Raw genomic sequence first — 26,170 nt, 5'->3', positions numbered from 1 at the left:
CGCGTTCCCGCCCGCAGTCCCGAGCGCCACCCGTGAGCGAGGAAACCGCGCAATGCACCAGCCAGCAACCGACCATCGGCCACGGGTCCTGCACCTCGCCCAGCCCGTGGACGGCGGGGTCGCCCGTGTCGTCACGGATCTGACGCGGGCCCAGCTCGCGTCCGGCCTGGACGTCACGGTCGCCTGCCCCGACGGCGGCAGCCTCGCGGACGGGGTCCGGGCGCTCGGCGCCGACGTACGGCTGTGGGAGGCGACCCGGTCGCCGGGTCCCGCGCTCGTCTCCGAGGTACGGCGGCTCGCCCGGTTGGTCGAAGAGGTGCGGCCCGATCTGGTGCACGCGCACAGCGCGAAGGCCGGGCTGGCCGGGCGGCTCGCCGTGCGGGGGCGGATTCCGACCCTGTTCCAGCCGCACGCCTGGTCGTTCGAGGCGGTCGGCGGGGTCACCGCCGCGCTCGCCGTCGGCTGGGAGCGGTGGGGTGCGCGGTGGGCCACCCGCACGGTGTGCGTGAGCGAGGCCGAGCGGACGACCGGACTGCGGGCCGGTGTCCGGGGCCGCTGGAGCGTGATCCCCAACGGGATCGACGCCGAGCGCTTCCACCCGGCCGCCGTGGACACCGTACGGGCCGGGATCGAGCAGCTCGCCGGGGTCGATCCGGCGGCGCCGCTGGTGGTGTGCGTGGGGCGGCTGTGCCGGCAGAAGGGCCAGGACGTCCTGCTGACGGCGTGGGACGCGGTCCTCCGGCGGGTACCGAAGGCGCGGCTGGTGCTCGTCGGCGACGGGCCCGACCGGGCCGCGCTGCGTCAACTCGCCCCGGATTCCGTGCTGTTCGCGGGGGCCGTCGCCGATCCCCTGCCCTGGTACCAGGCCGCCGACCTGGTGGTCCTGCCCTCGCGCTGGGAGGGCATGGCGCTCGCACCCCTGGAGGCGATGGCCTGCGGGCGGCCCGTCGTCGTCACGGATGTCGCGGGCGCCCGCGAGAGCCTGCCCCCCGCCCTCGCCCCCCGCTGCCTGGTCCCGGCCGAGAACCCGGCGGTGCTGTCCGGGGCCGTCGCCGAGCTGCTGCTCGACCCGCTGCTGCGTGAGTCCCTCGGCCATCAGGGGCGCCGGTACGTCCAGTCCACGCACGACATGCGGCACACCGCCGGAGCGGTCGCGGAGGTCTATCGCGAACTGCTCGGCGGCAAACCCGTCGTGCCCACCGAGTGCAGGGAGTCCATCCACTCGTGACTGCGGAAAGCACCGTCCCCTCCCCCGGCGGACAGCCACGGGACCACGGGTTCTCGAACGTCTCGGTCATCCCCCGCCGCACCGGCGGCGGTTTCCGGTTCCCGGTCCGCCGCCCGCCCGCGCGACCGACCTCGCCGCTGCCGCTGCTCGGCGCGGACCTCTCCGCCGCCCTGCTGGGCGCGCTCGCGCTGACCGCCGGCCAGCGCAGGCCGCTCCTGGTGGCGTTGCTGATTGCCGGTTCGATACTGCTGCGCCCGCACCTCCCCCGGGCCGTACCGCGCGTCCTCGACGAACTGCCCACCGTCTGCGGCCGGATCGCCGTCGCCTGGCTCGCGCTCGGCACCCTCACGGCGGCCTACGACCCCGACCGCGCGCTGTCCGCACGCACCCTGCTCCTGGGCTTCGCCCTGCAGACGGCGGCCAGTTGCGTGGCACGCGGCGTGGTCCACCGGCGCCGCCGCAAGGCCCTGCTCAGCCGCCCCCGCACCGCCCTGGTGATCGGCCCGGCGACGACCGCCCAGCGCGTGGCGGCGGCCGTACTGCGGCACCCGAAGTGCGGGGTCGAGCCGGTCGGGATCGTCGCCGACCACCCGGACGGCACCGAGGGCCTGCCCGTACTGACCACCGGCGAGGAGGTCGAACGCGCCCTCATCCAGAACGGCGTCCGGGCCGTCCTCACCGTGCATCCCTCCGTGCGGTCCGAACGCGGGCCGCTGCTGCGGGCGTTGGCGGAGTCGGGCTGCGTGGTCTGGGAGGTCGACGCTGAGTCGCCCTCGTACGAGATGCGCGACCAGCTCGCCGGATTCGCCTGCAGGCGGCTGGAGTTGGGGTCACGGCGACCGGGCAGCTCCGGCAAGCGGGCGCTGGACGTGCTGGTGTCCGGGACGCTGCTGCTGACGGTCAGCCCGCTGCTGCTGATGTGTGCCGCGGTCCTCCGCCTCACCGACGGACCCGGCGTCGTCTTCCGCCAGGAGCGCATCGGCAAGGACGGCCGCCCCTTCACACTCCTCAAGTTCCGCACCCACCGCCCGGTCGACGAGCACGAGGCGGCGACCCGCTGGAGCGTCGCGGGCGAGCTGGAGATGAGCCGCTTCTGCCGCTTCCTGCGCCAGACCTCGCTGGACGAGCTGCTCCAGCTGTGGAACGTCTTCCGGGGCGACATGAGCCTGGTCGGCCCGCGCCCCGAACGCCCTTACTTCGTCGCGAAGTTCAGCCAGACCTACCCCGGCTACGCGGCCCGCCACCGGATGCAGACCGGTATCACCGGCCTCGCCCAGATCCACGGGCTGCGCGGCGACACCTCGATCGAGGACCGCTGCCGGTTCGACAACGCGTACATCGACAACTGGTCGCTGTGGCAGGACATCTGCATCCTGGCCCGCACCGCCGCCGCGCTCGTACGTCCGACGGGGAGCTGAGCCGTGAACCACCGCCTGCGCACGTTCGCCCCGGTCCTGCCGGTCATCGCCGTGATCGCCCTGCTCGGCCTGCCGCTCGCCCCGGGCGCGGGCGGCGCGGGCCCGGCCGACGCGGTCTCCGGGCTGGTGGTGCTGTACTGCGGTATCCGGCTGCTGCGCGACCGGCAACGCCCCCTGACCCCAACGGCCGTAGCGGTCATGGGACTTCCGGTGCTCGGCCTGTCGATCGCCGCCATGGGCGCGTCCTCGCCGGGCGCGGGCCTCAGCGGCCTCGGCCGCTACCTCCAGATCTTCGTGCTGGTCCCGGCGGCCGTGGTCCTCCTGATCCGCGACCGACGCGATTTCCGCCTGCTGGCCTGGTCCTTCGTCGGACTCGCCCTGTGGCAGGGCGCGATCGGCATCAAGCAGTACGTCACCGGGACCGGCGCCTCGTACCAGGGCGAGGAGATCCGCGCCGTCGGCACCTTCGGACCGACCGACGTGATGGGCATGGCGACGGTCGTGTCCTTCGGTCTGATCTGCGCGCTCGCGCTGGCACTGGGCCTGGGCCGAAATGACGTACGGCAGCGGGCAGTTGCGGTAGGCTGCACGTTCGCCCTGTTGCTGCCGCTGGCCCTGTCCTTCAGCCGGGGCGCCTGGATCGCGACGGCGGCGACCTGCGCGCTGCAACTGGCACTGGCGGGACTGCGACGCGCCCTGAAGGTGGCCGCGGCCGTAACGGCGGCAGGCGTCGTCCTGGTCGGCGGCTTCGGCGTCGGCTCGGCGATGCTCCAGGAGCGGATCAGCAGCATCACCCAAGTCACCGACGCACCGGACCAGTCGGTGACCGACCGCTACACGATGTGGGCGGCGGCCACCGCGATGTGGCGCGAACACCCCCTGACCGGCGTCGGATTGAAGGGCTTCCCCGAACACCGCGACGGCAACGCCTCGTTGGCCCTGTCCTCAGGCAGCGACACCGAGGGCGCAGGCGCGGCCTTTCTCAAGCAGCCCCTGCTCTCCCCCCACAACATGTACCTCCTGGTCCTCAGCGAACAGGGCCTCATCGGCCTCCTCACCCTGGCCGGCAGCTGGCTGTCCCTGCTGGTGTGCGCACTGCGCGGCCTCTTCCGCACCCACCGCGCCGGACTCCCGGGCCTGGACTGCGCGTTGGTCTCCGCCGGACTCCTCATCTGGCAGTTGATCGACTTCATGTACGCCGACATCGGCGGCCCGTCGACGGTCCTGACGGCGGTGGTCTTCGGCGTGGCGGCATCGTGGTCATTGGTGGGCGCGAACGAGGAGGAGCGGCTGACGGCGGCAACTCCGGTGCGAGCGACCGCCGAAGGGGCCATGGCCCAATGACGGTGACGGGCAACACCGAGCAGGACGAAGCTTTTAAGGGGCGCGGGGCTGTATCGATCAGCGGCTCCGCCGCGGGGCGCGACCAGCCCCCACGGCGCAGCACCCGACAACCAACCGAACCACCCCTGATCCCAGCCCCCTCGCCAGAACAAACCCAGGCCCCCGAATCCCGCCGCTTCCTGGCAAAAGCCGCACTAATCACCGCCGTTCTGTCAATCACCGGCTCCCTCCTGGGCCTCGCCAGAGACCAGGCCCTCGCCCGCCTCTTCGGCGCCGGCAGCGAAACCGACGCCTTCCTCGTCGCCTGGACAATCCCCGAGTTCGCCGCCACCCTCCTGATCGAGGACGGCCTCGCCTTCGCCCTGATCCCCGCATTCAGCATGGCCCTGGCCCGCAGAGCGCAAGGCACCCCCGGCGACCCGGTCCGCACCCTGGTAAAGGCCACCCTCCCCCGCCTCACCCTGGCTTTCATCGCGGTATCGGCACTGTTCATCGCAGCAGCCCCCTACCTGGTCGAGGCCCTCGCCCCCGGCCTGCCCAACCCCGCGCTGGCGGTCAGCTGCACCCGCATCACCGCGACCTGCGTCCTGAGCTTCGGCCTCGCCGGCTACTGCAGCGCGGCCCTCCGCGCCCACCGCCGCTTCGTGGCACCGGCGGCGATCTACGTGGCGTACAACATCGGCATCATCGCGGGGATGTACGCGTTCGGCGCGCACTGGGGCGTACGGTCGGCGGCGCTCGGCGTGGCGGCGGGCGGCTGCCTGATGGTGCTGACCCAACTCCCCGCACTGGTACGTCAGTTGAGGAGTCACAAACCGGCGTCACCCGACACGGAGACCACCGAGTCCGCCCGCCCGATGAACTTCGCGCTGATGGCGACCGTGCTGCTCTTCGCCCTCTGCCGCCAGTCCCAGGTCCTGATCGAGCGCTTCCTCGCCTCCCACCTCCCGGCCGGCGCCATCTCGCATCTGAACTACGCGCAGAAGGTCGCGCAGATGCCGATGGTGCTCTCGCTGATGCTGTGCACGGTCACCTTCCCGGTGGTCGCGCGGGCGCTCGCCGAGGGCGACACGGAGAAGGCCCGCAACCGCGTGGAGCGGGACCTCGCGCTCGCAGCCTGCCTCGTCCTGCTCGGCGCCGCCACGGTGATCGCCTGCGCCCCGCAGATCATCGAACTCCTCTTCCAGCGGGGCGCGTTCACCGCCCACGACACCGCCGCCACGGCCGGCGTCATGCGCGTGTACGCCCTCGGACTGCTCGGCCAGACCCTGGTCGGCGTCCTGGTCCGCTCCTACTTCTCGGCGGGCCGCCCCACCTGGTACCCGGTCGCCGCGATGGCCGCCGGCATCGTCGTGACCTCCTGGATCGGCGCCTCGACGGTCGGTCCCTGGGGCGTCACCGGCATCGCGATCGCCAACGCCACCGGCATCACCACCACCGCCGTACTCCTGCTCTGCGGTTCGGGCCCGCGCAGTGTCCCCCTCCGCACCCGGCACGTCCTGGTCGAGCTGAGCCGCCCGGTGCGCGCGGCGGCGGTCGCGACGGTCGCCGGGGCGTTCGCCGCCCGCGCGATGCCCTCACCGCTGCTCGGTCTCACGGTCGGCTGCACGACCGTCACCGTCGTCTTCGCCCTGCTCGGCTGGGCCCTGGGCGCCCAGGGTTTCGCCCCCGCACTGGAATCCGTCCGCTCCGTCACACGAAGGCTCATCCATGGCCGCTCCCGTTGATTCCCCGACCACCGGCAGTCGCGTCACGGGCCCGGTCCCGTGGGTGGCGATGTACCACTCCGTCGGCGACTGCTCCGACGACCCCTACCGCATCACGGTCACCCCCGACCGCCTTGAACAGCAGCTGAGTTGGCTGCACAGGCGCGGTCTGCGGGGCGTGTCCATGGCCGACCTGCTGGCCGCCCGCGGCCGGGGCGAGGGCCACGGCCTGGTCGGTCTCACCTTCGACGACGGCTACGCCGACTTCGTCGCCAACGCCCTTCCCCTGCTGGCCCGTCGGGACTTCGGCGCCACCCTCTTCGTCCTCCCCGGCAGGCTCGGCGGCGACAACGCCTGGGACCCGCTGGGCCCCCGCAAACCGCTCCTCACCGCGGACGGCATCCGCCGCGCGGCCGCCGAGGGCGTGGAGATCGGCTCCCACGGCCTGACCCACGTCGACCTCACCAAGGCGGACGACGCCACCTTGAAGGCCGAGGTCGCCGAAAGCCGTTCCCAGCTACAGGAGTTGCTCAACTCCCCTATCGACGGCTTCTGTTACCCCTACGGCACGATCGACACCCGTGCCATGGACGCCGTACGCGCGGCCGGTTACACCTACGCCTGCGCCATCAACCCCGGCGACCTCAACGGCGTGCACGCACTCCCCCGCGTCCACATCGGCCAGAACGACACCGCCGTACGCCTCTTCCTCAAGTACCGGCTGCACCGCCTGCGCCGCCGCCCGGTGGAGGGGCTCGCATGAAGGCCCTGCACATCATCACCGGGCTCGGCGTGGGCGGCGCCGAGCAGCAACTGCGGCTGCTCATCCGCCACTTGCCGGTCGACTGCGACGTCGTGACGCTCACCAACCCGGGCGCGGTCGCCGACGGCCTCACCGCCGACGGAGTGCGCGTCCGCCACCTCGGCATGACCGGCAACCGCGACCTGGCCGCCCTCCCCCGCCTGGTCAAAATCATCCGCACCGGCGGCTACGACCTCGTCCACACCCACCTCTACCGCGCCTGCGTCTACGGCCGGCTCGCCGCCCGGGTCGCGGGCGTGAAGGCGGTCGTCGCCACCGAACACTCCCTGGGCGACTCGCAGATGGAGGGCCGCAGGCTCAGCGCCGGGGTCCGCGCCCTGTATCTCGCCAGCGAGCGCCTGGGCCGCTCCACGGTCGCCGTCTCCCCCACGGTGGCCGAACGCCTCAAGCAGTGGGGTGTGCCGGGCCCGCGCATCGAAGTGGTCCCGAACGGCATCGACCTGGCCCGCTTCCGCTTCGACCCGGTCCAGCGACTGCGCACCCGCCAACGCCTCGGTCTGCCGGAGGGCGCGTACGTCGTCGGCGGCATCGGCCGCCTCGCGGCGGGCAAACGCTTCGACGTCCTGATCCGCGCCCTCACCCAACTCCCCTCCGACTACTGGCTGTTGCTGGTCGGCGGCGGCCCCGAGGAGAACCTCCTGCGCCGCACGGCCCACGACTGCGGGGTGGCCGACCGGGTGCTGTTCACCGGCGAACGCCCCTACACACCGGACGGCACCCCGGGCCCCGACCTGCCCTCCCTCACCGCCGCGATGGACCTGCTGGCCTCACCCTCGCCCGAGGAGGCCTTCGGCCTGGCCGTCGTGGAAGGACTGGCGTCCGGGCTGCCCGTGCTCTACGCCTCCTGCCCCGCCATCGAGGACCTGCCGCCGCAGGCCGCGGCCGCCGCCCGGCGCGTCCAGGGCGGCCCCGACGTCTTCGCCCGCGCGCTGGCGGCGGCCCGCGCGCAGGGTCCGCGTCCGCGCACCGCCCCGGACGCCGCCCACCACTACTGCATCACCCGCAGCGCCGCCCAACTCATGGACGTGTACGCGGCCGCGGTCTCCACCTCGTCGCCGTCCCCCGCACCCCAGGGAGCCAGTTCCTCATGACCGAGAACCGACAGCACCGCCCCCTCGCCCGCGCCACGGCCCTCCCGGCCTGGTCCCTCCTCGCGGCCGGCGCCGTCGCGGGCGGACTGCTCGGCGGTGTGTTCGGCATCGCCAAGACGCCGACGTACACGGCCACCAGCTACGTCATCGCCGTCCCCACGGACAAGGCCGACTCCTCGACCGCGCTCGGTTTCGCGCAGGCCTACGGCCGGGTCGCCACGCAGCTCGCGGTGCTCGGGGACGCGCAGGTGTGGGCGGGGGTGCCGGTGAAGACGCTCCAGTCGAGCGTGCAGACGGCGACCTCGCCGGACGCGCCGATGGTCGCCGTCACGGCCACCTCCTCGCGCGCCGACCTCGCCGCCGACATGGCCAACGCGGTGTCCCGCTCGCTGACCGTGCACGCGAACGACTCCAAGGACTCCACCCACGTCGAACTCCAGACCTTCGCCCGCGCCATCAAGCCGGCCGGGCCCTCCTCGGCCCCGGCCGCGGTGACCGGCCTGGTCGGCGCGAGCGCGGGCGGTCTCCTCGGCGGCCTGCTGCTGCTCGTACGACCGCGCCGGACCGCCGACGAGACCGGCCGCCCCGCCTCGGTGCCCAGCCCGGCCACCGCGGCCGACGTCCTGTGACACCGGTGTACTCGACCGAACTCGTCACCGACGCCCAGGCCTTCGCCGAACTGGCCCCGGCCTGGGGCCGGTTGTACCAGAAGTGCGGCGCGGCGACCCCGTTCCAGTCCCACGCCTGGCTGCACTCCTGGTGGCTGTCGTACGGCCGAACCGGCCGTCTGCGCCTGCTCGTTGTGCGCGACGGCCGCGAACTCGTCGCCGCCGCGCCCCTGATGCTCGTACGGCGTCCGGTGCCCGCGCTGGTCCCGCTCGGCGGGGCGATCTCCGACTACGGGGACGTCCTGCTGGACGACGAGCACGGGGACCCGGCGGTCGCCGCGCTCACCGAGGGCCTCGCGTCCGCCGCCCGCACCGCGCTGATCGACTTCCGCGAGGTACGGCCCGGCGGCGCGGTCGAGCGCGTCTACGACCGCTGGCGCGGCCCGCGCCGCCGCGTCCACGACTCGCTGTGCCTGGAGCTGCCCGCCGTACCGATGGACGAACTGGTCGCCCGTCTCCCCTCCTCCAAGGCCCAACGCGTCCGCGCCAAACTCCGCAAGCTGACGGCACTCGGCGTCGAGCGGCACGTCGTACAGCCGGACGGGGTGGACTCGGCGCTGCGGCGGCTGCTGGAGCTGCATCAACTCCAGTGGCAGGGGCGGAAGGTGACGTCCGAGCATCTCCAGACCCGGTTCTGCGAGCACCTGGTGCGCTCGGTCGGGCCGATGGTGCGCTCCGGCGACGCCGTCGTCACCGAGTTCCGGCTCGACGAGGACGTGGTCGCCGTGGACCTGACGCTGTTGTCGCGGCGGCTCGCGGGCGGGTATCTGTACGGCGCCCATCCGCGGTTGCGGGAGCGGAAGGCCGATGTGGCGGTGATGCTGCTCGACGCGTGTGCCGAGCACACCGGCACCGACGGGCCCGGGACGCTGAGTCTGCTGCGCGGGAACGAGCCGTACAAGCATCACTGGCGGCCCGAACCGGTCGTGAACCAGCGGCTGTTGCTGGCCCGGCGGCGCACGGCGCCGCTGATGGCGGCGGTCGTCTGCGATGTCGCCGCGCGCCGGCGGGGCAAGGCGATACTGCGGAAGTGGAAGGAGCGCGGTGGCGACGGACCGTGAGCGGCCCGCCGCCACCTCTGGTTCAGCGGTCGCGCTGCCACCAGTCGAACTTCACGCACAGCTTCCCGCCGAGCCAGTACTCCACCCAGTCACCCAGCTCCACCGGCGAGCAGTTGGCCGGGTGCGTCGGGGCGGGCGGTGTGGTGGGCGTGGTCGGCTTGGGCGGCTCCGGGGTGACCGGGGTCGTGGGTGTCGTGGGCGTGGTCGGCGGCGTGGTCGGGTCCTCGGTGCGGCCGAACAGGACCGAACGGTAGACCTGGGACGACTTCGGGTTCTGGGAGCACTGCCACACACCGTGCGGGCAGTAGTCGGTCACCGTGTTGTACAGCGGCTTGTGCTCGTCCATCCAGGCGAGCATGCGCTTCATGTACTCCGCGTTGTCGCCGTTACGGAAGAGTCCCCATTCAGGATAGGAAATGGGCTTGCCGTGGGTTTTGGCGAAGTCCACGTGTTCCTGAAGTCCGTAGGGCTCTTTCACCTGCTCGTCGAACGTCAGCCCGGAAGGCTGGTCGTACGAATCCATTCCGACGATGTCGACCGTGTCGTCCCCCGGATAGCACTGCGTCCAGGGAACGGCGTCCCGGCCGCGGCTCGGAGTGAAGTCGAACCGGAATTTCTGGCCCGGCACCGAGCGCATCGTGGTGACGATCCTGTTCCAGTACTTCTTCCAGGCCTCCGGGTCCGGCCCGCAACGAGAGGTGTACGTGGTGCCGTTCATCTCCCAGCCGAGCACGATCACCGTGTCCGGCACCTTCAGGTCGATCAGCCGGGTGGCGAGGGCCTTGAAGTGCTGATCGAACTGTCCGGCCGCGCCCTGCTGGAGCAGCCGCCGCACCTGCCAGTCGGACACGCCGTCCTCGTTGTGCTCCTGCATCGGCACGTTGAGGACGAGCATCCGGTCGGTCTTCTCGGTGCGCCAGTCCGCCCACACGTCGAGGAGACCGGGGGCGCCCTCGATGTCGCTCCAGTGGTTGCCGGGCAGGTAGGTGTGGCCGACGCGCAGTTCGGCGCCGCCCAGCCAGCTGCTCAGCGCGGCCATGCGGGCCACGCCACGGGCCCCGGAGTCGAGGAAGGCACCGAAGGCCGGGGCGGGCGTCTTCACCGGTTCGGGTGTCTTCACCGGTTCGACGACGGCTGGGGTCGTGGGTGGGGTGATCACCGGAGCCGTGGTCACGGGCGTGGTGGTCACGGGAGCAGGCGGATCAGTGGCCCGCGCCACCTCCGCTCCCGCCGCGAACCCGGGACCCGACGCGAAAGCCGCCGACGCGGCGACCGTAGCCGCGACGAAGGCCAGCCGGGCGGTCCGGGACCGTCGTTGCTGTGGGGCCATGCCTGCTCCTCTCTCCACTCTCGTGTGCTGTTCCGACTTCGCTTTTCCTTCTACTGACACTCAGTCATATGAATATGAATTACGCCACCGCCGTTACGGCTTCCGAGTTCCTCCATCGCCCGCACGGGTGAACCGAACCGAAGGAAACAGTCCGTGTCGTTGCTCGACATCCGTGTCCCCGCAGTTCTGCTGCGGATCGACCGGAATCCCTTTCACCACGGAACGCTGGGGGCCGTGCGTTCGCTCGGCAGGGCGGGAGTGGAGGTGCATGTCGTCGCCGATTGCGCCGGAAGTCCCGTACGCAGTTCCCGCTTTGTCTGCCAGATGCATCCCCCGCCACCGCCCGGCGCGTCTCCCGCGGACATCGCCGTCACGCTCCGGCGGGTTGCGGCGCGGATCGCGCGTCCCGCCGTACTGATCCCGATGGACGACGCGAGCGCCGTCGCGGTCGGCCGGCTGGGCAAGGAACTCGCGCCCTCCTATCTGCTGCCGCAGCAGCCCGGCGCGCTGCCCGAACGCGTCGCCGACAAGGCGGAACTGGCCGCCGTGTGCGCGAGCGCGGACATCCCGCACCCGGTGACGCTGATCCCGGAGAGCCCGGCGCAGGCCGCGAGCGCCGCCTGGCAGTTGGGGCTGCCGGTGGTGGCGAAGTGGAGCCGGCCCTGGCTGCTGCCGGCCGGGACCGGGCTGCGCAGCACGGTGGTGGTGCGCAGCGCGCAGGAGGCGCGCGAGCTGTATCTGCGCGCCGAGGAGGCGGGCAGCCGACTGCTGTTGCAGGCGTTCCTGCCGTCGGGGCCCGACCGCGACTGGTTCTTCCACGGGTACGCCGACCGTTCCGGCGCCGTACGCGGCGGCGGCCCGGGCCGCAAGCAGCGTGCCTGGCCGCGCGGTGCGGGTCTGACGGCGGTGGGCCGCTGGACGCCCAACCCGCAGGTGCAGGCACTCGCCGAACGCCTCACCGCCGAGCTCGGCTACCGCGGCATCTTCGACCTGGACTTCCGCCGCTGCGGCACGACCGGCAGCTATCACCTGCTCGACTTCAACCCGCGGCCCGGCGCCCAGTTCCGGCTCTTCGCCGACTCCGCCGGCCTGGACGTCGTCCGCGCGCTGCACCTGGATCTGACCCACCGTCCGCTGCCGGACGGGGTGCCGCGGCCGGGACGGTCGTTCGTGGTGGAGAACTACGCGCCGCTCAGCGCGCTGCGCCCGGCGCCCGGCGGGCGCGAGCTGGCCTGGTACGCGCCGGACGACCGGGCACCGGGCCGCGCGATGTGGGGACTGTGGGCCCGGCATGTGCTGCGCAAGCTGCGCGAGCGGCTGGGCGGAGCCGTCCCGGCGCGGACCCCGGCACGGGTGGTACGGCAGGCGGGCGAGAGCACCCTGGCCCAACAATCCACCGATTCAGCCGAGTTGACCGAAATGACCGACGACGAGAAAGCGAGCAGTTGCTGATGTACGACCTGCTGGTGGTGGGCGCGGGCCCGTACGGCCTGTCCATCGCGTCCCACGCCGCGGCCGCCGGGCTGAACCTGCGCGTCTTCGGCCGGCCGATGGCGTCCTGGCGCGACCACATGCCCCGGGGCATGTTCCTCAAGTCGGAGCCCTGGGCCTCCAACCTGTCGGACCCCGAGGGCCGTTGGCCGCTCGACGTGTACTGCGCGGGCCAGGGCGTGGAGTCCCGGCACGGGGAGCCGATCCCGGTCGAGATGTTCGCCTCGTACGGCCTGTGGTTCGCGCGCAACGCCGTGCCCGCCGTGGACGAGCGGACGGTGACGCGGATCGCGCCGGTACCGGGCGGCTTCGAGGCGGTGACCGACGACGGCACGGCGTTCCACGCCCGTACCGTCGCCCTCGCGGTCGGCGTCATGCCGTTCGTCGAAATCCCGTCCGCGCTACGGGGATTGGACCGCACTCTCGTCTCGCACAGCAGCCACCACAGCACGCTCGACGACTTCCGCGGCAAGGACGTCACGGTGATCGGCGGCGGCCAGGCGGCACTGGAGACGGCGGCCCTGCTCGCCGAACAGGGCACGCGGGTACGGGTGTTGGCGCGCGCCGACGAGCTGTACTGGAACGACGTGCCGCCGGCGTGGGAGCGCCCGTGGTGGCAGGAGGCCCGCTCCCCGCACAGCGGCCTGGGCCCCGGCTGGCGCAACTGGTTCTACTCGGAGCGCCCCGGCCTCTTCCACCGTCTCCCGGAGGCGACCCGGGCCAGGATCGCGGCCAACGCCCTTGGCCCGGCCGGTGCTTGGTGGGTGCGGGACCGGGTCGAACCGGTGGTGGAGGTGCTGCTCGGCCACGAGGTCGCGGCTGCCGACGCGGTGCCGGGCGGGGTACGCCTGGAGACGGTGGGCCGGGCGGGCGGAACACGCTCCCTGGAGACCGAACACGTCATCGCGGCAACGGGGTTCAAGGCGACGACCGGCCGACTCGGCCTGCTCTCGGGCGAGTTGAGGGGGTCGCTGGCCACGGTGGGCGACGGTTCCCCCGAAGTGGGCCGCGACTTCGAGTCCTCGCACCCCGGCCTCTTCATGGCGGGCCTGGTGACGGCCTCGGGCTTCGGCCCGGCGATGCGCTTCGTGCACGGCGCCACGTTCACGGCGGGCGCGCTGGTGCGGGGAGTCCGGCGCCGGCTGCACTCGGAGCCGCGCGGCGGCATGATCCCGGCGCCTGCTCGGCGGGGCGCACTGGATTTCGTACGCCGCTGACGGTGCGTACGGTGCGGGTGTGCCGGGCGGTGACGTCCGGCACCCCGTGCGTGCATCACCTACGGGACGCGGATCGGCCTCGTCGGTAGAGAATCGTGCCACCCGCGATCAGCGCGGCACTGACGGCCGAGGTGGCCAGCATGGCCTCACTGCCGGTGTGCGCCAGGACGGGCGGCGGGGTGTGGCCCCCACCGGTGGGCGGAGGCGTGTGGTTGCCGCCACCAGGAGGCGGGGTGTGGTTCCCGCCACCGGGAGGCGGAGTGTGGTTCCCGCCCGAGGGGGGCGGCGGGGTGTGGTCTCCACCCGTGGGAGGTGGAGGGGTGTGGTCCCCGCCGGTCGGAGGCGGGGGCGTGTGGTCTCCACCCGTGGGAGGCGGAGGCGTGTGGTCCCCACCGGTAGGCGGCGGAGGCGTGTGGTCACCGCCTGTGGGAGGCGGCGGGGTGTGGTCTCCACCCGTGGGAGGCGGAGGAGTGTGATCCCCACCGGTCGGCGGAGGAGGTGTGTGGTCCCCACCGGTAGGCGGCGGGGGTGTGTGGTCCCCACCCGTGGGCGGAGGCGGCGGGGTGTGGTCACCGCCCGTAGGAGGCGGGGTGTGGTGGTCGCCGCCGGTCGGAGGCGGCGTCTCCTCGCAGTCCTCGGTGCCGTGGCCCGGGTGACCGGGGCCATGGCCCCACTCACCGGAGCCGTAGCCCGAGTGGTCACCGGAGCCGTAACCGGAGTGGTCACCGTAACCATGGCCCGAGTGGTCGCCGTAGCCGTAACCCGAGTCGCCGCCATGGCCATAACCCGAGTCGTCCCCGTAGCCGTAGCCCGAGTCGTCGTCGGAGTCGCCGTAGGCCTGCTCGGCCCACCGGTGGTGTCCGGTGTGTTCGCCGTGCCGGTGCGATTCCTTGCCGCCGGCACAAGAGTTGCCGAAGGTCGGGTTGAGCCCGGAGACGCCGTCGACGGAGTTGCCGCAGGCGTTGACCGGGGCGTCGACCGGGACCGAGAGGCTGTTGCCGGACAGGACGCCCGGCGAATCCTTGGCAGCGCCGGCCGTGTACGTCTCGGCCACGGCGGGGCTGCCGCACAGGGACAGAATGCTTGTCGCGGCGGCGGCCGCGACCATTCCCTTACCCAGGGTCTGTCGCAATCTCGTTGTCTTCCTGCTTGAAGAAGTGGGAAAAAAAGCCGGCCTTGGAACAGGAAAGTGTCCAAGGCCGGCCGTGACACAGCCGGAACGGCTGGTGCGTTACGTCGTCAGTCGTTGACGCAGGTGTTGCCGAACGCCGGGTTCAGCAGGCCGATCACGTCGATCGAGTTGCCGCACACGTTGACGGGGATGTGCACGGGAACCTGGACCACGTTGCCCGAGAGGACACCCGGCGAACCGATGGCGGCACCCTCGGCACCGGCGTCGGCGAAGGCCGGGGCGGCCATACCGAGAGCCATGATCGCACCAGCGACAACAGCAGCGCTCTTCTTCATGAACGTTCCCTTCTCTGCGGTCATGCCCTATGACGGCCGAAACCGAGCGAGCACAGCTTGGGCGGCTCGCACCATGACCTGCAGCCTGTAAAACGAGGGATAGACACAGGAAGAAACTGAAGAACGCGTGTCACCTGACAATTCACTCGATCGTCCGCACCGAATTGACGCGATGGCCGCATCGACGCAGAAACGCTTCTCTCCAAGGGGAGTCAAGGGAGGACGACTGGAGGGCGGCTACACGAAAGCGGCCAGGGCGGCCCGTACGGAAATTTCCGACGGGCCGTCCTGGCCGCTTCATTGACGGGCGGTCAGCTTCAGCTGCCGATGGCGCCGTTGCCCGACAGCACCGGGATGTTGTCCGCGATGTGCGACAGCGGCTCGTCACCCTTGGCCTGGGTGGAGTTCTCGGCGCACTGCTGGTTCTGCGGGGCCGACAGCACGGGCACGTCCTGGAGGACGGTGACCGGCACCAGCACGCCGACGATCGAGGCCGCGTTGACCTTGACCGGCACGCCGAGGCAGAGCTTGTTCAGGTCGCCCTGGGCGAGCCCGAGCTGGGGGCTCATGTCGCCGGCCGACTTGGAGTTGCCGTAGATCTGCTGGGCACCGTTCCCGTCGGTGGTGGTGACGCCGTTGTCGTTGCCGATGGCCAGCGCCTGCGGGGCGGCCGTCGCCGATACGCCGACGACGGAAGCCGCGACAGCCGTCGCAGCCATTGCCTTCTTGAGCATTTCTGCGGTCCTTTCCTGGCAGAGACACAATTCCTGCTCCCCCATCAACCGGGGTGGGCCGGATTGGTTGCGTGGCTTCACCCGGTTGGATTCATCTGGGCCATTGGAGTGAATCGGAGCAACCATGCGGCCCGGCACCAGTTGTTCAGGTCGCTCCGGTGGACGGGGTTACTCCAGAAGGGATCATTGAAGTGATCAAGAAGGTTATGGCTGCTGCGGCTGTCGCCGCTTCCGTCGTCGGAGCCTCGGCTGCCGTCGCCGCCCCGGCGATGGCGATCGGAAACGACAACGGCGTCACCACGGCGAACGGCAACGGTTCCGAGCAGGTCTACGGCAACCAGGCCACGTACGGCAACATGAGCCCCCAGATGGCGCTCATCCAGGGCTCGCTGAACAAGCCCTGCATCGGCCTGCCCGCCAAGGCGAACCTGGCCTCGCTGGTCGGCGTCGTGCCGGTCACCGTCGCGCAGGACGTGCCGATCCTCTCCGCGCCGCAGAACCAGCAGTGCACCGAGAACTCGACCCAGGCGAAGGGCGACGAGCCCCTGTCGCACATCCTGGACAACATCCCGGTCCTCTCGGGCAACGGCTCCGCGGGCAGCTGATTCGCGGACGCGCACAGCGGGCCGCCGATTTCTCGGCGGCCCGCTGGTTTACCTTCTCCGCAATTCAGGACCGGATCGAAACTCAACAATGCTTATGCCGAGGGCGGTCCGCGGCTCATGGTGCGCACCGTCCAGGAGATGACGCACGTGGCCGTCGACGGCTTTCCGCGCCAAGTATCCCTGTCGTCCACGGAGTTCACCACCGTGCCGATCCCCCGCGGGCAGCGTCCCCGTCCGGGGAAGCTCACTCGCCTGTGCGTGAGCCGACTTATTGCTCCATTCGGGGCAAAGGGCGCAACCAAACCAGCCATCACCCAGTTGATCATCGCGCGGCTCCGCAACGGGAGTCCGTCCTCCGAAAGGGATTGAACATGAAGAAGCTGTGGGCGACCGCGGCTGTTGCCGCCTCCATCGCCGGTGTCTCGGCTGCCGTCGCCACCCCGGCGATGGCGATCGGCAACGACGACGGTGTCACCACCACCAACGGCAACGGCGCCGAGCAGAAGTACGGCAACCAGGAGACCAAGGGCGACATGAGCCCCCAGCTCTCCCTCGTCCAGGGCACCCTGAACAAGCCCTGTGTCGGCCTGCCGGCCAAGGTGAACGCCGCCTCCATCGTCGGCCTGGTGCCGGTCACCGTCCTCCAGGACGTGCCGATCCTGTCGGCCCCGCAGAACCAGCAGTGCACCGAGAACTCCACCCAGGCCAAGGGCGACGAGCCGCTGTCGCACATCCTGGACAACATCCCGGTCCTGTCGGGCAACGGCGCTGTGGGCAGCTGACCCCACCAGCACCACGAGAGCGGGCCGCCGAGCACATCGGCGGCCCGCTCTTCGTGTTACGGCCGTTTCGACTTCGCGTACAGGGCCTCGATGTCCTCCGCGTAGGCCGCTGTCACCACGTGGCGCTTGAGTTTGAGGGACGGAGTGAGAAGGCCGTTGTCCTCGGTGAACTCGCCCTCGACCAGGGCGAAGGCGCGGATGGACTCGGCGCGGGAGACGGCCTGGTTGGCGTGGTCGACGGCCTTCTGGACGTCGGCACGCAGGCGGGGGTCCTCGACGAGGTCGGCGAGCGGGGTGTCGGCGGGAAGTCCGCGGACGGACAGCCAGTGGGCGAGGGCCTCTGGGTCGAGGGTGATCAGGGCGGCGACGAAGGGGCGGTTGTCGCCGACGACCAGGCACTGGCCGACCGGGGCGCGGCTGCGCAGGCGGTCCTCCAGGACGGCCGGGGAGACGTTCTTGCCGCCGTTGGTGACGAGGATGTCCTTCTTGCGGCCGGTGATGGTGAGATAGCCGTCCGCGTCGAGCGCGCCCAGGTCCCCGGTCGCGAACCACTCGTTCTGCAGTACGTCGTCGGTGGCCGCCGGGTTGTTCCAGTACGCGCCGAAGACCACCCCGCCCTTGACGAGCACCTCGCCGTCGTCGGCGATGCGGATCGTGGTGCCGGGCACCGGGAGGCCGACCGTGCCGGGGCGGGGCCGCAGCGGCGGGACGATGGTGGCGGCGGCTGTCGTCTCGGTGAGGCCGTAGCCCTCGTAGACGATGATCCCTGCGGCGGAGAAGAAGAGGTTGAGGTCGCGGTCGAGCGGGGAGCCGCCGCTGATGGCGTACCGCAGGCGGCCGCCGAGTTCCTTGCGGATACGGCGGTACACCAGCAGGTCGTAGAGGGCCCAGGCGGCGTAGAGGCCGGGGCCGGGGCCCTTGCCGGTGCCGAGGAACTTGTTCAGGTACGCCTCGCCGAAGCGGACGGCGATGCGGTCGGCGCGGTCGAAGGAGGCGGCGCGGCCCATCTTCTCGGCGGTCGCGCGGCCGGCGTCGTGGATCTTCTCGAAGAGGTACGGCACGCCGACGAGGAACGTGGGCCCGAACTCCCGTAGCGCCGGGCGGAGTTCGTCGGGCTTGATGCTCGGGCAGTGGCCGATCTCGATGCGGGCCATCAGGCAGGCGATCTGGAGGGTGCGGCCCATGATGTGCGCGAGCGGGAGGAAGAGGAGCGTCGAGGCGACCTGGCCGGTGACCTCCGTGAAGAGGGGGTGCAGCAACTCGACCGTGTTGGCGGCCTCGGCGTGCAGGTTGGCGTGGGTGAGGACACAGCCCTTGGGGCGGCCGGTGGTGCCGGAGGTGTAGCAGATCGTCGCGATCGTGTCGGGGGTGAGGGAGGCGCGGCGCTTGGCGACCTCGTCGTCGGGTATCTCCCCGCCCAGCGTGGCGAGTTCAGCCATTGCGCCCGCGTCCAGCTGCCAGATGCGCGGGAGTTGGGGGTGGCGGGCCGTGCCCTTGGTGACCGTGTCGGTGTTCTCGGCGGTCTCCGTGACGACGAAACGGGCTCCCGAGTCCCTTACGATCCACTCCACTTGGTCCGCCGAAGAGGTGGCGTAGATCGGTACCGTCTGGCCGCCGGCCGCCCAGATCGCGAAGTCGAGGACCGTCCACTCGTAGCGGGTCCGGGACATCACCGCGACCCGGCCGCCCGGTTCGAGGCCCGCGGCCATCAACCCCTTTGCGGTAACGGTGACTTCGCGGGCGAAGGCGGCCGCGGTCACGGGGTGCCAGGTGCCGTCCTGTTCGCGGCGGAGGACCACGGTGTCGGGGGCCTCCGCCGCGTTGGTGAACGGGAGGTCGGCGGTGCTGCCGGTCGCCGGGCGCGGGGCGAGCGGCAGCGTGCTCGCCTCTCGTACGACGCCCCGCGCGTCCCTGGTGAGTTCGACCCGGGTGCGGGCCGCCAGGTCGGTGCGTTGCCGCGCCCGCTTCAGATCCTTGCGTACGCCCATGACGACTGCTCCCGGTCGACGGTGAGACGGTGACTGGGGCGTCAACTTACTCGCAAGTAGGGGAAGGTCAATGGGGCCGGGCGGGTGGGAGTGGGTTCAGTTCATTCGGCTTGCCTCGTCGATCGCCTCGGCGAGTTGTCGTACGTCCTTGTCCTCTGTCTTCTTCGCCAACGCGTGGGCCTGGGTGGCGAGTTCGTCGAGGCCCGGGTTGCCGGGGAGGGAGCCCGCGCTGTCCTCGGGTGAGCGGAGGTCGTCGGCGAAGTAGGCCGCCACGGCGGTGACTTGGAAGCGGGGGGACGCGCTGCTGAGGGAGTCGTGCAGGGCGGCGGTCTCCAGTTGGCCCGATTCCTCGTGCGGGGCGCGGGTGTTCGGGTCGAGCCAGCGGACGCTCGCGGTGGCGAGGTGGCCGTCGGCGCCGGGCCTGGTGCGGACGGCGTAGAGGGCGGTCACGGTGTGGCCGGGGCCGATCTCGCCGCCGTCGACGTTGTCGTTGCGGAAGTCGTCGTCGGCGACCTTGCGGTCCTCGTAGCCGATGAGGAGGAACTGCGCGACCGTCTCGGGGTCGAAGGCGACCTGGGCCTTGGCGTCGCGGGCGGTGAGGTCGATGTTCTGCGGGAGTTGGTCGACGAAGACCTTGCGGGCGTCGGCGTCGTTCGAGACGTACGCGGTGTGGCCGTCGCCCTTGTCGGCGAGTTTCTCCATCAGGGCGTCGCCGTAGTCGCTGCCGACACCGACGCCGAAGAGGGTGATGCCGTGGTCGCGGCGCTCGTTCGCGATGCGTTCCAGGATCGAATCGGCGCTGGTGTCACCGGTGTTGGCGAGGCCGTCGGAGATGAGGACGACCCGGTTGGTGGCGCCCTCGCGGAGGCCCTCGGTGGCGGTGGCGTAGCCGGTCTCGACGCCCGCGCCGAGGTTGGTCGAGGCCTGGGTCTCCAACTCGTCGATGGCGTGGTGGACTTTGCCGCGGTGGCCGTCGAGGCGGGTCATCGGGAGGACGGTCTCGGCCTCGTCGCTGAAGGTGACGAGTGCGACCGAGTCGTCGTCGCGCAGCCGGTCCGTCATCTCGTCGAGGGACTTCTTGGCGAGGTCCAGACGGCCCATCTCGCTCATCGAACCGGAGACGTCGATGACGAACGTGAGGGCGGCGGGCGGGCGTTCGTCGCTGTCGTCGGCGGTGCGGGTGGCGAGGCCGACGCGGACGAGGGACCAGTTGGACTTGTCCGTACGGGCGCCGTCGACGGTGACCGTGAAGCCGTTGCCGTCGGGGCGGTCGTAGTCCTGGCGGAAGCTGTTGACGAACTCCTCGGGGCGGATCGTCGAGGGGTCGGGCCGTTGGCCGTCGGCGAGGACGCGGCGGGCGTAGCCGTAGGAGGCCGTGTCGACGTCGAGGGCGAAGGTGGAGAGGTAGTCGGGGGACGGGGCGACCTTGTCGGCGGGGGTGCTGGTCTGCTCGCCGTCCTGTTCGCTGCTGTTGTCACCGCCGGAGGTGGTGGCGGGGGCCGGGGCCGGGAAGCCGGTCCGGTTCGCCCCGTCCGAGGTGTTGGAGTGGCTGCCTTCGCCCGCGCCGCAACCGGTGAGCAGTAGACCGCCCGCCGCGGTGAGAGCGAGCAGGGTGGCACGCAGTCGCCGGGTGCGGTGGCGCGCGTACTCCTGCCCCGGTCGTGTTCGGTCGCTCTGGTCGGTCTCCATCTCCCGTGCCCCCTCGGTCCGTTGACGTCGCCTTCTTGCGACTGTGACGGCGGAGGGGGCCGGAATGTGCGCTACGGGGAGTTGCGGAAGAGTCTCGAAGGGGTCGCGATCATGGCCCGTCGAGACCGGTGGGAGATCCTCCGGTGACCTAGGACACGATGTCCTTGCGGGCGAAACCCCGGAAGGCCAGGGCGAACAGCACCAAGGCGTACGTAACGGAGACCGCGGTGCCCTGGATCATGCCGGACCACTCCGGATGGGGCTGTACGGCGTCCGCCCAGGCGAACTGCCAGTGCGCGGGCAGGAAGTCGCGCCAGTGGCCGAGGGCCGTGACGGCGTCCAGGACGTTGCCGACGATGGTCAGGCCGACCGCGCCGCCGACCGCGCCCAGGGGTGCGTCGGTCTTCGTCGAGAGCCAGAACGCGAGCCCGGCGGTGACCAGTTGGGACACGAAGATGTACGCCACGACCACCAGCAGGCGTTCGGCCGCCGTGCCCGCGCCGATCGCGCCGCCGGTGGGCAGCTCCAGCGCGCCCCAGCCGTAGGCGGCGGTGCCGACGGCCAGGGCGACGAGTGGGAGCAGGACCATCGCGGCGAGACTGAGGCCGAGTCCGACCACGAGCTTCGACCACAGGAGACGGGCTCTCGGCACGGGTGCCGCCAGCAGATAGCGCAGGGAGGACCAGCTGGCCTCCGAGGCGACCGTGTCCCCGCAGAACAGGGCGACTGGGACGACCAGCAGGAAGCCCGCCGACACGAACAGGTTCACCGCGGCGAAGTTGGCGCCGGACGCGGTGGCCGTGTCCATCAGCGTCACCTGGCCGTTGCGCTCGCCCGGGGTGCCGCCGATCGCGAAGGCGGCCACCAGGATGAAGGGCAGCGCGGCGAGGATGCCGGCCATGACCAGCGTGCGGCGCCGCTTCAACTGCCGGACCAGCTCGACCCGGAGGGGCAATGTGCGGCCCGCTCGGTAGCCGGAGGCCACCTCTACGGGCTCGGCGAGCGTGCTCATGCGGAACCTCCGATCAGGGTGAGGAAGGCGTCTTCCAGGCGGCGGTGGGGGCCGAGGGAGGAGACCGGGACCTCCAGGCGCACCAGCTCTACGAGGAGGCGGGCGGCGGTGAGTGTTTCAGTGCCGTCGGTTTCGCGGGTGGCGGTTGCGAGGGTGCCCCCGGCAGTTTGCAGTTGTTCGTCTGCTGCGCCGTTGTGGCTGGTCGCGCCGTTCCCCGCGCCCCTGAGCGGCGTTGCCGCCAGGCGGACCAAGAGGGCGCCGTCTGTTCGTGTTGCCGACTCGACTCCGGGCAGGGCCGCCACTTTCTCCACCAAGGGGTCCGGGATGTCTGTTGCGAGGCCTACCAGGAGGGTGTCCTCCGCGCCGATGATCTCCGCGACCGGGCCCGCCTGGACGAGGCGGCCTCGGTCCATGACCACGAGGTGTGTGCAGGACTGTTCGACCTCTGCGAGGAGGTGGCTGGAGACGATGACCGTGCGGCCTGCTTCCGCGTAGCGGATCAGTACCTCGCGCATCTCGCGGATCTGGGGCGGGTCGAGGCCGTTGGTCGGTTCGTCGAGGATGAGGAGGTCGGGGAGGCCGAGCATGGCCTGGGCGATGGCGAGGCGTTGGCGCATGCCCTGGGAGTAGGTGCGGACCGCGCGGGCGAGCGCGTCGCCGAGGCCCGCGATCTCCAGGGCCTCCTCCAGGTGGGCATCCTCGGGCGGGCGTCCCGTGGCCTGCCAGTACAGCTCCAGGTTCTCGCGGCCGGAGAGGTGCGGGAGAAAGCCCGCGCCCTCGACGAAGGCGCCGACCCTGGACAGGACCGGGGCGCCCGGGCGGATCGCGTGACCGAAGACCCTGATCTCGCCGGCGTCCGGTTTGATCAGGCCCATCAGCATGCGCAGGGTGGTCGTCTTGCCCGCGCCGTTCGGGCCCAGGAGGCCGAGCACCTGGCCCTTCTCGACGCGGAAGGACAGGTCCCGTACCGCGTACCGGTCCGCCGACTTCGCGTACCGCTTGCTCAAGTCGGTGATCTGGAGCGGGACTTCGGACAGTTCGGGGGCGGGGGGTGTCGACGCCGTACGCCTGCGGCCGGTCAGCAGCAGGGCCAGTGCGGCCGCCGCGCCCGCGAGCGGGAGCCACCACACCCAGGACGGGAGGGTCGCCGCCGCGGTGGTGACGCCGGGGGCCGTCGGCACCTTGAGGTCGCTCTTCAGGGTGACGGTGTACGTCGCCGGGGCGGCCGGGGAGGCGTAGCCGAGGTCCGTCGAGGCGAGGACCAGGCGCAGGTGGTGGCCGCTCTGGACGTCGTAGTCGATGGCCGGGAGGGTGATCGTGACGTCCTTGCCGGACTTGGCGCCCTCGACCCTGAAGGGGGTCACCAGCTGGGAGGGGAGCACCTGTTGGGTGCCGCTCGGGCCCACGTCGTAGACCTTGCCGAAGAGGACGGCGTCGTCGCTGGTCGACTTGACGTGGACGGTGACCATGGGCGAGCCGGTGATGCGGAGGCCGCTGGTGAGAGGTGCCGAGTCGAAGGCCGCGTACTGGCCGGGGAAGTCGAGGGAGACGCCAATGCCCAGGGAGGACAGCTGCGAGAGGCCGCCGGTGCTGCCGAGGCCGGGGAGGGCCGAGATCGCGGGCGGGCTGGCGCCGGCCGGGTTGGTGAAGCTCTGCTCGCGGCGGCCGGTGAGGGCGATCGTGCGCGGGTCGCTCTCCAGGCCGGGGTAGGCGCTGCCGCTCGCGCCGCGCAGCAGGGCGGCACCGTCCGTGGAGTCGACGCCTCCGGTGCGGGTGACACGGAAGGCGGGGCCGGTGTCGGTGTTCTTGTCGTCCTTGAGGTAGCGGTCGAACCAGGAGGTGACCCGCGCCTGGACGCGGCTCGTCTCCATGTCGCCGCCGTCATGGCCGCCCGCGATCCAGTCGACGTCCACGGGGGCGCCGTTGGCCCGGATCGCCTTCGCCGCGGCGTCGGCCTGGCCGAGCGGGAAGAGGGAGTCGGTCTGGCCCTGGAGCAGGAGGGTGGGGACGTTGATGTGCGTGGCTACGGCGGATGGGGAGCGGGCTTCGAGGAGCGCGCGTGCCTGCGCGTCCGGCTTGCCTGACTCTGCCACCCGGTCGTACATCTGGCACAGCGCGGGCTCGAACTTGGCGCAGCCGCCACCGGAGTTGATGAAGATGCCGGCCCAGAGCTTCTTGAAGACGCCGTTCGGGAACAGGGCGTCGGCGAGGTTCCAGTACGTGATCGCGGGGGCGATCGCGTCCACCCGGTCGTCGTAGCCGGCGGCCAGGAGCGAGATGGCTCCGCCGTAGGAACCGCCCGCCATGCCCACGCGCGGGTCGCCCGGCTTGTCGAGCTGGACGTCCGGTTGCTTCGCCAGCCAGTCGATCAGCTTCGACACGTCCTTGACCTCGCCGGACGGGTCGTTCAGGCCGATCTTGCCGGTCGACTTGCCGAAGCCGCGGGCGGACCAGGTCAGTACCGCGTAGCCGTCCCGGGCCAGGTCCTCGGCTTCTTTTCGTACGTCGTTCTTGTTGCCGCCGAAGCCGTGGGCGAGGAGGACTGCTGGGCGGCGCGTTGATCCGCCCGTTGTGAAGTACGAGGTGTCCAGGCTGACGCCGTCGATGGCCATCGTCCGGTCTGTCTGGTGGACCGGGGGTGCGTCGTCCGAGGCTACGGCCGTCCAGGTGCCGGCGGCGGCGAGCACGGCGACGGCTGCGGTGGCTGCCAGCCAGCGCCGGGGGCGTCGTAGTCGTCGTAGGCCTTGCAGCCCGGGCAGTCGAAGATCCATGCGTTCAACGGTACGGGGCGTCTCTGACAGTTGGGGCAGACCCTGGGGTGAACCGGGGATGACTGTGTACCGCGGTTGGTGTACGGCTAATGAGGTGGGGGCTTCTGTTGAGTGCCGGGTGCGGGTGCGTTGGGGCTGGGCGCGCAGTTCCCCGCGCCCCTAGAGGACTTGCCCCTTCGGGGCCTCGTCCTCCTCGGGGAGTGAGATCAGCCAGCGCGTGTCCCTGCGCGGGCGGAGATAGAAGGCCCAGTACAGAGTTGCCGCTGCCACTATCCCTCCCGTCCACAGCAAGTAGGTCGTTTCCTGCTGGGTGAGGATGTAGGCCAGTACCGCGATCAGGAGGATCGGCATTGTGGGCCACAACGGCATGCGCCACGCGTGCGTGTGTCTGTGGGAGCCGCGTCGGGAGAGTAGGGCTGCTACTGCGACGAGCAGGTACATGCCGGTTACCGAGACGCCTGTCACGCCGTACAACGTGTCGAGGTTGACGAAGCAGAGGATCGCGCCGGGAACGCCTACGGCGAGGGTGGCCACCCAAGGGGAGCCGAAGCGGCCGAGTTTGGAGAAGACCGTGTTGACCGGGGCGGGCCAGGCCTTGTCGCGGGCCGAGGCGAAGAGGACTCGGGAGTTCTGGATGACCATGACGATGCCGGCGTTGATGATCGCGAGGGCTACGCAGAGGCTGACGAAGGTGCCCACCGCCGAGTTGGACCAGGCAGTCACCATGCTGCTGATGTCGCCGCCCGTCAGGGTCGAGAGGTCCGATGCGCCCATCGTGATCGCGACCACCGGGACCAGGATGATCACCGTGGAGATCGCGAGGGTGGCGAGGACTGTGCGGGCCACGTTGCGGCGCGGGTTCTCCAGTTCTTCGGAGAGGTAGACCGCCGTTGAGAAGCCCTGCGTGACGAAGAGGGCGATCGCCAGGCCCGAGACCACCAGCATCGCCGTCACCGTGTCCGTGTGGCCGCCGGTGCCCGCCACCTGCATCGACGTCAGGCTGCCGATGCCCCGGTGGCTGTGGGTGAAGCCCAGGAGGGCTACGACACCGGCCGCTATGACCTCCAGGACCAGGAAGATGCCCGTGATCCACGCGTTGGCCCGCAGGTCCAACAGGCCCGCGAGGGTGGCCAGCAGCATTACGCCGGCGCCGGTCATCGACGGGTTCAGGTGGGCTATCGGGGTCAAGTAGTCCGCCGTGCCCATCGCTATCACCGGCGGGACGATCATCACCACCAGGAGGGACAGGACGAAGACCAGCCAGCCCGCCAGGCGGCCCGCCAGTGTCGACACCATCGCGTACTCGCCGCCCGCGCTGGGGATGAGGGTGCCCAGCTCCGAGTAGCAGAACGCCACGGCGATACAGAGGACCGAGCCGATCGCGATCGTGAGGGCGGTCGCGGTGCCGAGCGTGCCGAACAGGTCGGGGACGACCACGAAGAGCGTGGAGGCGGGAGTTACGCAGGAGAGCGTCAGGAGCGTGCCGCCTACGATGCCGATGGAGCGCTTGAGCGTCTGCGGGCTCTGGGGGCTGTCCGACGGCGCCTTGGAAACGGCGGCTTCGGCTGCTTCGGCAGTGCGGAGGGTGTCGGTCACGGGCCTGATGGAACATTGACGGAAACCATCACGTCAATGGGTGTTCACCTACGGAATTCGTTGATCCAGTCCGCTCAGGGTTCCGTAATCGGCCGCCTGGGGCAGCGTCGGCCCCGGTTCGGGTTGCTACGGGAACCGCAGCCGTCGTA

21 protein-coding genes are annotated in these 26,170 nt (G+C 71.1%); 12 read left to right on the top strand and 9 right to left on the bottom strand.

Annotated features, from left to right (window positions below; all coding sequences use genetic code 11):
* Nucleotides 1–52: 52 nt before the first annotated feature.
* The 8 genes from OO70_RS14350 to OO70_RS14315 are packed head-to-tail and all read left to right on the top strand — an operon-like array spanning nt 53 to nt 9,339.
* The gene (locus tag OO70_RS14350) at nt 53–1,228 is read left to right on the top strand and encodes a glycosyltransferase (RefSeq protein ID WP_043669558.1); all 1,176 of its coding nucleotides are present in this window, start codon (nt 53–55) and stop codon (nt 1,226–1,228) included.
* On the top strand, nt 1,225–2,646 hold the full coding sequence (locus OO70_RS14345) for an exopolysaccharide biosynthesis polyprenyl glycosylphosphotransferase (protein WP_043669555.1): 1,422 nt from the start codon (nt 1,225–1,227) through the stop codon (nt 2,644–2,646). Before OO70_RS14350 ends, OO70_RS14345 begins: the two co-directional genes overlap by 4 nt.
* Nucleotides 2,647–2,649: 3 nt before the next feature.
* Nucleotides 2,650–3,990, top strand: coding sequence for an O-antigen ligase family protein (locus tag OO70_RS14340; protein WP_043669552.1), 1,341 nt, complete (start codon nt 2,650–2,652; stop codon nt 3,988–3,990).
* Entirely contained in the window at nt 3,987–5,717 is a 1,731-nt protein-coding gene (gene murJ / locus OO70_RS14335; RefSeq protein ID WP_078651404.1) for a murein biosynthesis integral membrane protein MurJ, read from the top strand. The genes OO70_RS14340 and murJ overlap by 4 nt, the downstream gene beginning before the upstream one ends.
* Nucleotides 5,701–6,459 (top strand): polysaccharide deacetylase family protein, encoded by a 759-nt coding sequence (locus OO70_RS14330; protein ID WP_043669549.1) that lies wholly within the window; start codon nt 5,701–5,703, stop codon nt 6,457–6,459. The genes murJ and OO70_RS14330 overlap by 17 nt, the downstream gene beginning before the upstream one ends.
* On the top strand, nt 6,456–7,610 hold the full coding sequence (locus OO70_RS14325; RefSeq protein WP_043669548.1) for a glycosyltransferase: 1,155 nt from the start codon (nt 6,456–6,458) through the stop codon (nt 7,608–7,610). The genes OO70_RS14330 and OO70_RS14325 overlap by 4 nt, the downstream gene beginning before the upstream one ends.
* On the top strand, nt 7,607–8,239 hold the full coding sequence (locus OO70_RS14320; RefSeq protein ID WP_043669547.1) for a YveK family protein: 633 nt from the start codon (nt 7,607–7,609) through the stop codon (nt 8,237–8,239). Before OO70_RS14325 ends, OO70_RS14320 begins: the two co-directional genes overlap by 4 nt.
* Complete coding sequence (locus tag OO70_RS14315) at nt 8,236–9,339, top strand: GNAT family N-acetyltransferase (protein ID WP_051741186.1); 1,104 nt, start codon at nt 8,236–8,238, stop codon at nt 9,337–9,339. Before OO70_RS14320 ends, OO70_RS14315 begins: the two co-directional genes overlap by 4 nt.
* 22 nt (nt 9,340–9,361) lie before the next feature.
* Here the strand turns inward: OO70_RS14315 and OO70_RS14310 are convergent, their stop codons facing one another.
* Nucleotides 9,362–10,669, bottom strand: coding sequence for a glycoside hydrolase family 26 protein (locus OO70_RS14310; RefSeq protein ID WP_043669538.1), 1,308 nt, complete (start codon nt 10,667–10,669; stop codon nt 9,362–9,364).
* A gap of 153 nt (nt 10,670–10,822) precedes the next feature.
* Here OO70_RS14310 and OO70_RS14305 point away from each other — a divergent pair, with 153 nt between their 5' ends.
* Both OO70_RS14305 and OO70_RS14300 read left to right on the top strand, forming a co-directional pair.
* The gene (locus OO70_RS14305; protein WP_043669536.1) at nt 10,823–12,121 is read left to right on the top strand and encodes a carboxylate--amine ligase; all 1,299 of its coding nucleotides are present in this window, start codon (nt 10,823–10,825) and stop codon (nt 12,119–12,121) included.
* The gene (locus OO70_RS14300; protein WP_043669533.1) at nt 12,121–13,377 is read left to right on the top strand and encodes an NAD(P)-binding domain-containing protein; all 1,257 of its coding nucleotides are present in this window, start codon (nt 12,121–12,123) and stop codon (nt 13,375–13,377) included. Before OO70_RS14305 ends, OO70_RS14300 begins: the two co-directional genes overlap by 1 nt.
* A 55-nt stretch (nt 13,378–13,432) precedes the next feature.
* Here OO70_RS14300 and OO70_RS56840 read toward each other — a convergent pair whose 3' ends face one another.
* The 3 genes from OO70_RS56840 to OO70_RS14290 all read right to left on the bottom strand — a co-directional run bounded on the left by OO70_RS56840 (nt 13,433) and on the right by OO70_RS14290 (nt 15,578).
* Nucleotides 13,433–14,509, bottom strand: a complete 1,077-nt coding sequence (locus OO70_RS56840) for a chaplin family protein (RefSeq protein ID WP_078651403.1) — start codon at nt 14,507–14,509, stop codon at nt 13,433–13,435.
* Between the two features lie 107 nt (nt 14,510–14,616).
* Nucleotides 14,617–14,844 carry a chaplin ChpD gene (gene chpD, locus OO70_RS14295; RefSeq protein ID WP_026178071.1) on the bottom strand — a complete coding sequence of 76 codons (228 nt, stop codon included), beginning with the start codon at nt 14,842–14,844 and terminating at the stop codon, nt 14,617–14,619.
* 317 nt (nt 14,845–15,161) lie between these two features.
* Nucleotides 15,162–15,578, bottom strand: coding sequence for a rodlin (locus OO70_RS14290; RefSeq protein WP_043669528.1), 417 nt, complete (start codon nt 15,576–15,578; stop codon nt 15,162–15,164).
* Nucleotides 15,579–15,769: 191 nt separating this feature from the next.
* On the opposite strand from OO70_RS14290, the gene OO70_RS14285 reads away from it, so the two are divergent.
* Together OO70_RS14285 and OO70_RS14280 are read left to right on the top strand one after the other, a co-directional pair.
* Nucleotides 15,770–16,183 carry a rodlin gene (locus tag OO70_RS14285; RefSeq protein WP_043669525.1) on the top strand — a complete coding sequence of 138 codons (414 nt, stop codon included), beginning with the start codon at nt 15,770–15,772 and terminating at the stop codon, nt 16,181–16,183.
* Nucleotides 16,184–16,554: 371 nt separating this feature from the next.
* The gene (locus OO70_RS14280; protein WP_043669522.1) at nt 16,555–16,965 is read left to right on the top strand and encodes a rodlin; all 411 of its coding nucleotides are present in this window, start codon (nt 16,555–16,557) and stop codon (nt 16,963–16,965) included.
* Between the two features lie 56 nt (nt 16,966–17,021).
* Here the strand turns inward: OO70_RS14280 and OO70_RS14275 are convergent, their stop codons facing one another.
* From OO70_RS14275 to OO70_RS14255, 5 genes are all read right to left on the bottom strand, one after another.
* Nucleotides 17,022–18,953 carry an AMP-dependent synthetase/ligase gene (locus OO70_RS14275; protein ID WP_043669519.1) on the bottom strand — a complete coding sequence of 644 codons (1,932 nt, stop codon included), beginning with the start codon at nt 18,951–18,953 and terminating at the stop codon, nt 17,022–17,024.
* Nucleotides 18,954–19,049: 96 nt separating this feature from the next.
* Nucleotides 19,050–20,642: a vWA domain-containing protein gene (locus tag OO70_RS14270; protein ID WP_051741184.1), complete on the bottom strand. Its 1,593-nt coding sequence runs from the start codon at nt 20,640–20,642 to the stop codon at nt 19,050–19,052.
* 148 nt (nt 20,643–20,790) lie between these two features.
* Nucleotides 20,791–21,654, bottom strand: coding sequence for an ABC transporter permease (locus OO70_RS14265; protein ID WP_043669516.1), 864 nt, complete (start codon nt 21,652–21,654; stop codon nt 20,791–20,793).
* Entirely contained in the window at nt 21,651–24,425 is a 2,775-nt protein-coding gene (locus tag OO70_RS14260) for a CocE/NonD family hydrolase (protein WP_043669513.1), read from the bottom strand. Before OO70_RS14260 ends, OO70_RS14265 begins: the two co-directional genes overlap by 4 nt.
* Nucleotides 24,426–24,584: 159 nt before the next feature.
* Entirely contained in the window at nt 24,585–26,021 is a 1,437-nt protein-coding gene (locus OO70_RS14255; RefSeq protein ID WP_043669509.1) for an APC family permease, read from the bottom strand.
* Between the last annotated feature and the right edge of the window lie 149 nt (nt 26,022–26,170).

This window comes from Streptomyces xylophagus (assembly GCF_000716435.1).
Lineage (GTDB): Bacteria > Actinomycetota > Actinomycetes > Streptomycetales > Streptomycetaceae > Streptomyces > Streptomyces xylophagus.
This window is presented reverse-complemented; position numbering and strand designations above follow the sequence as displayed.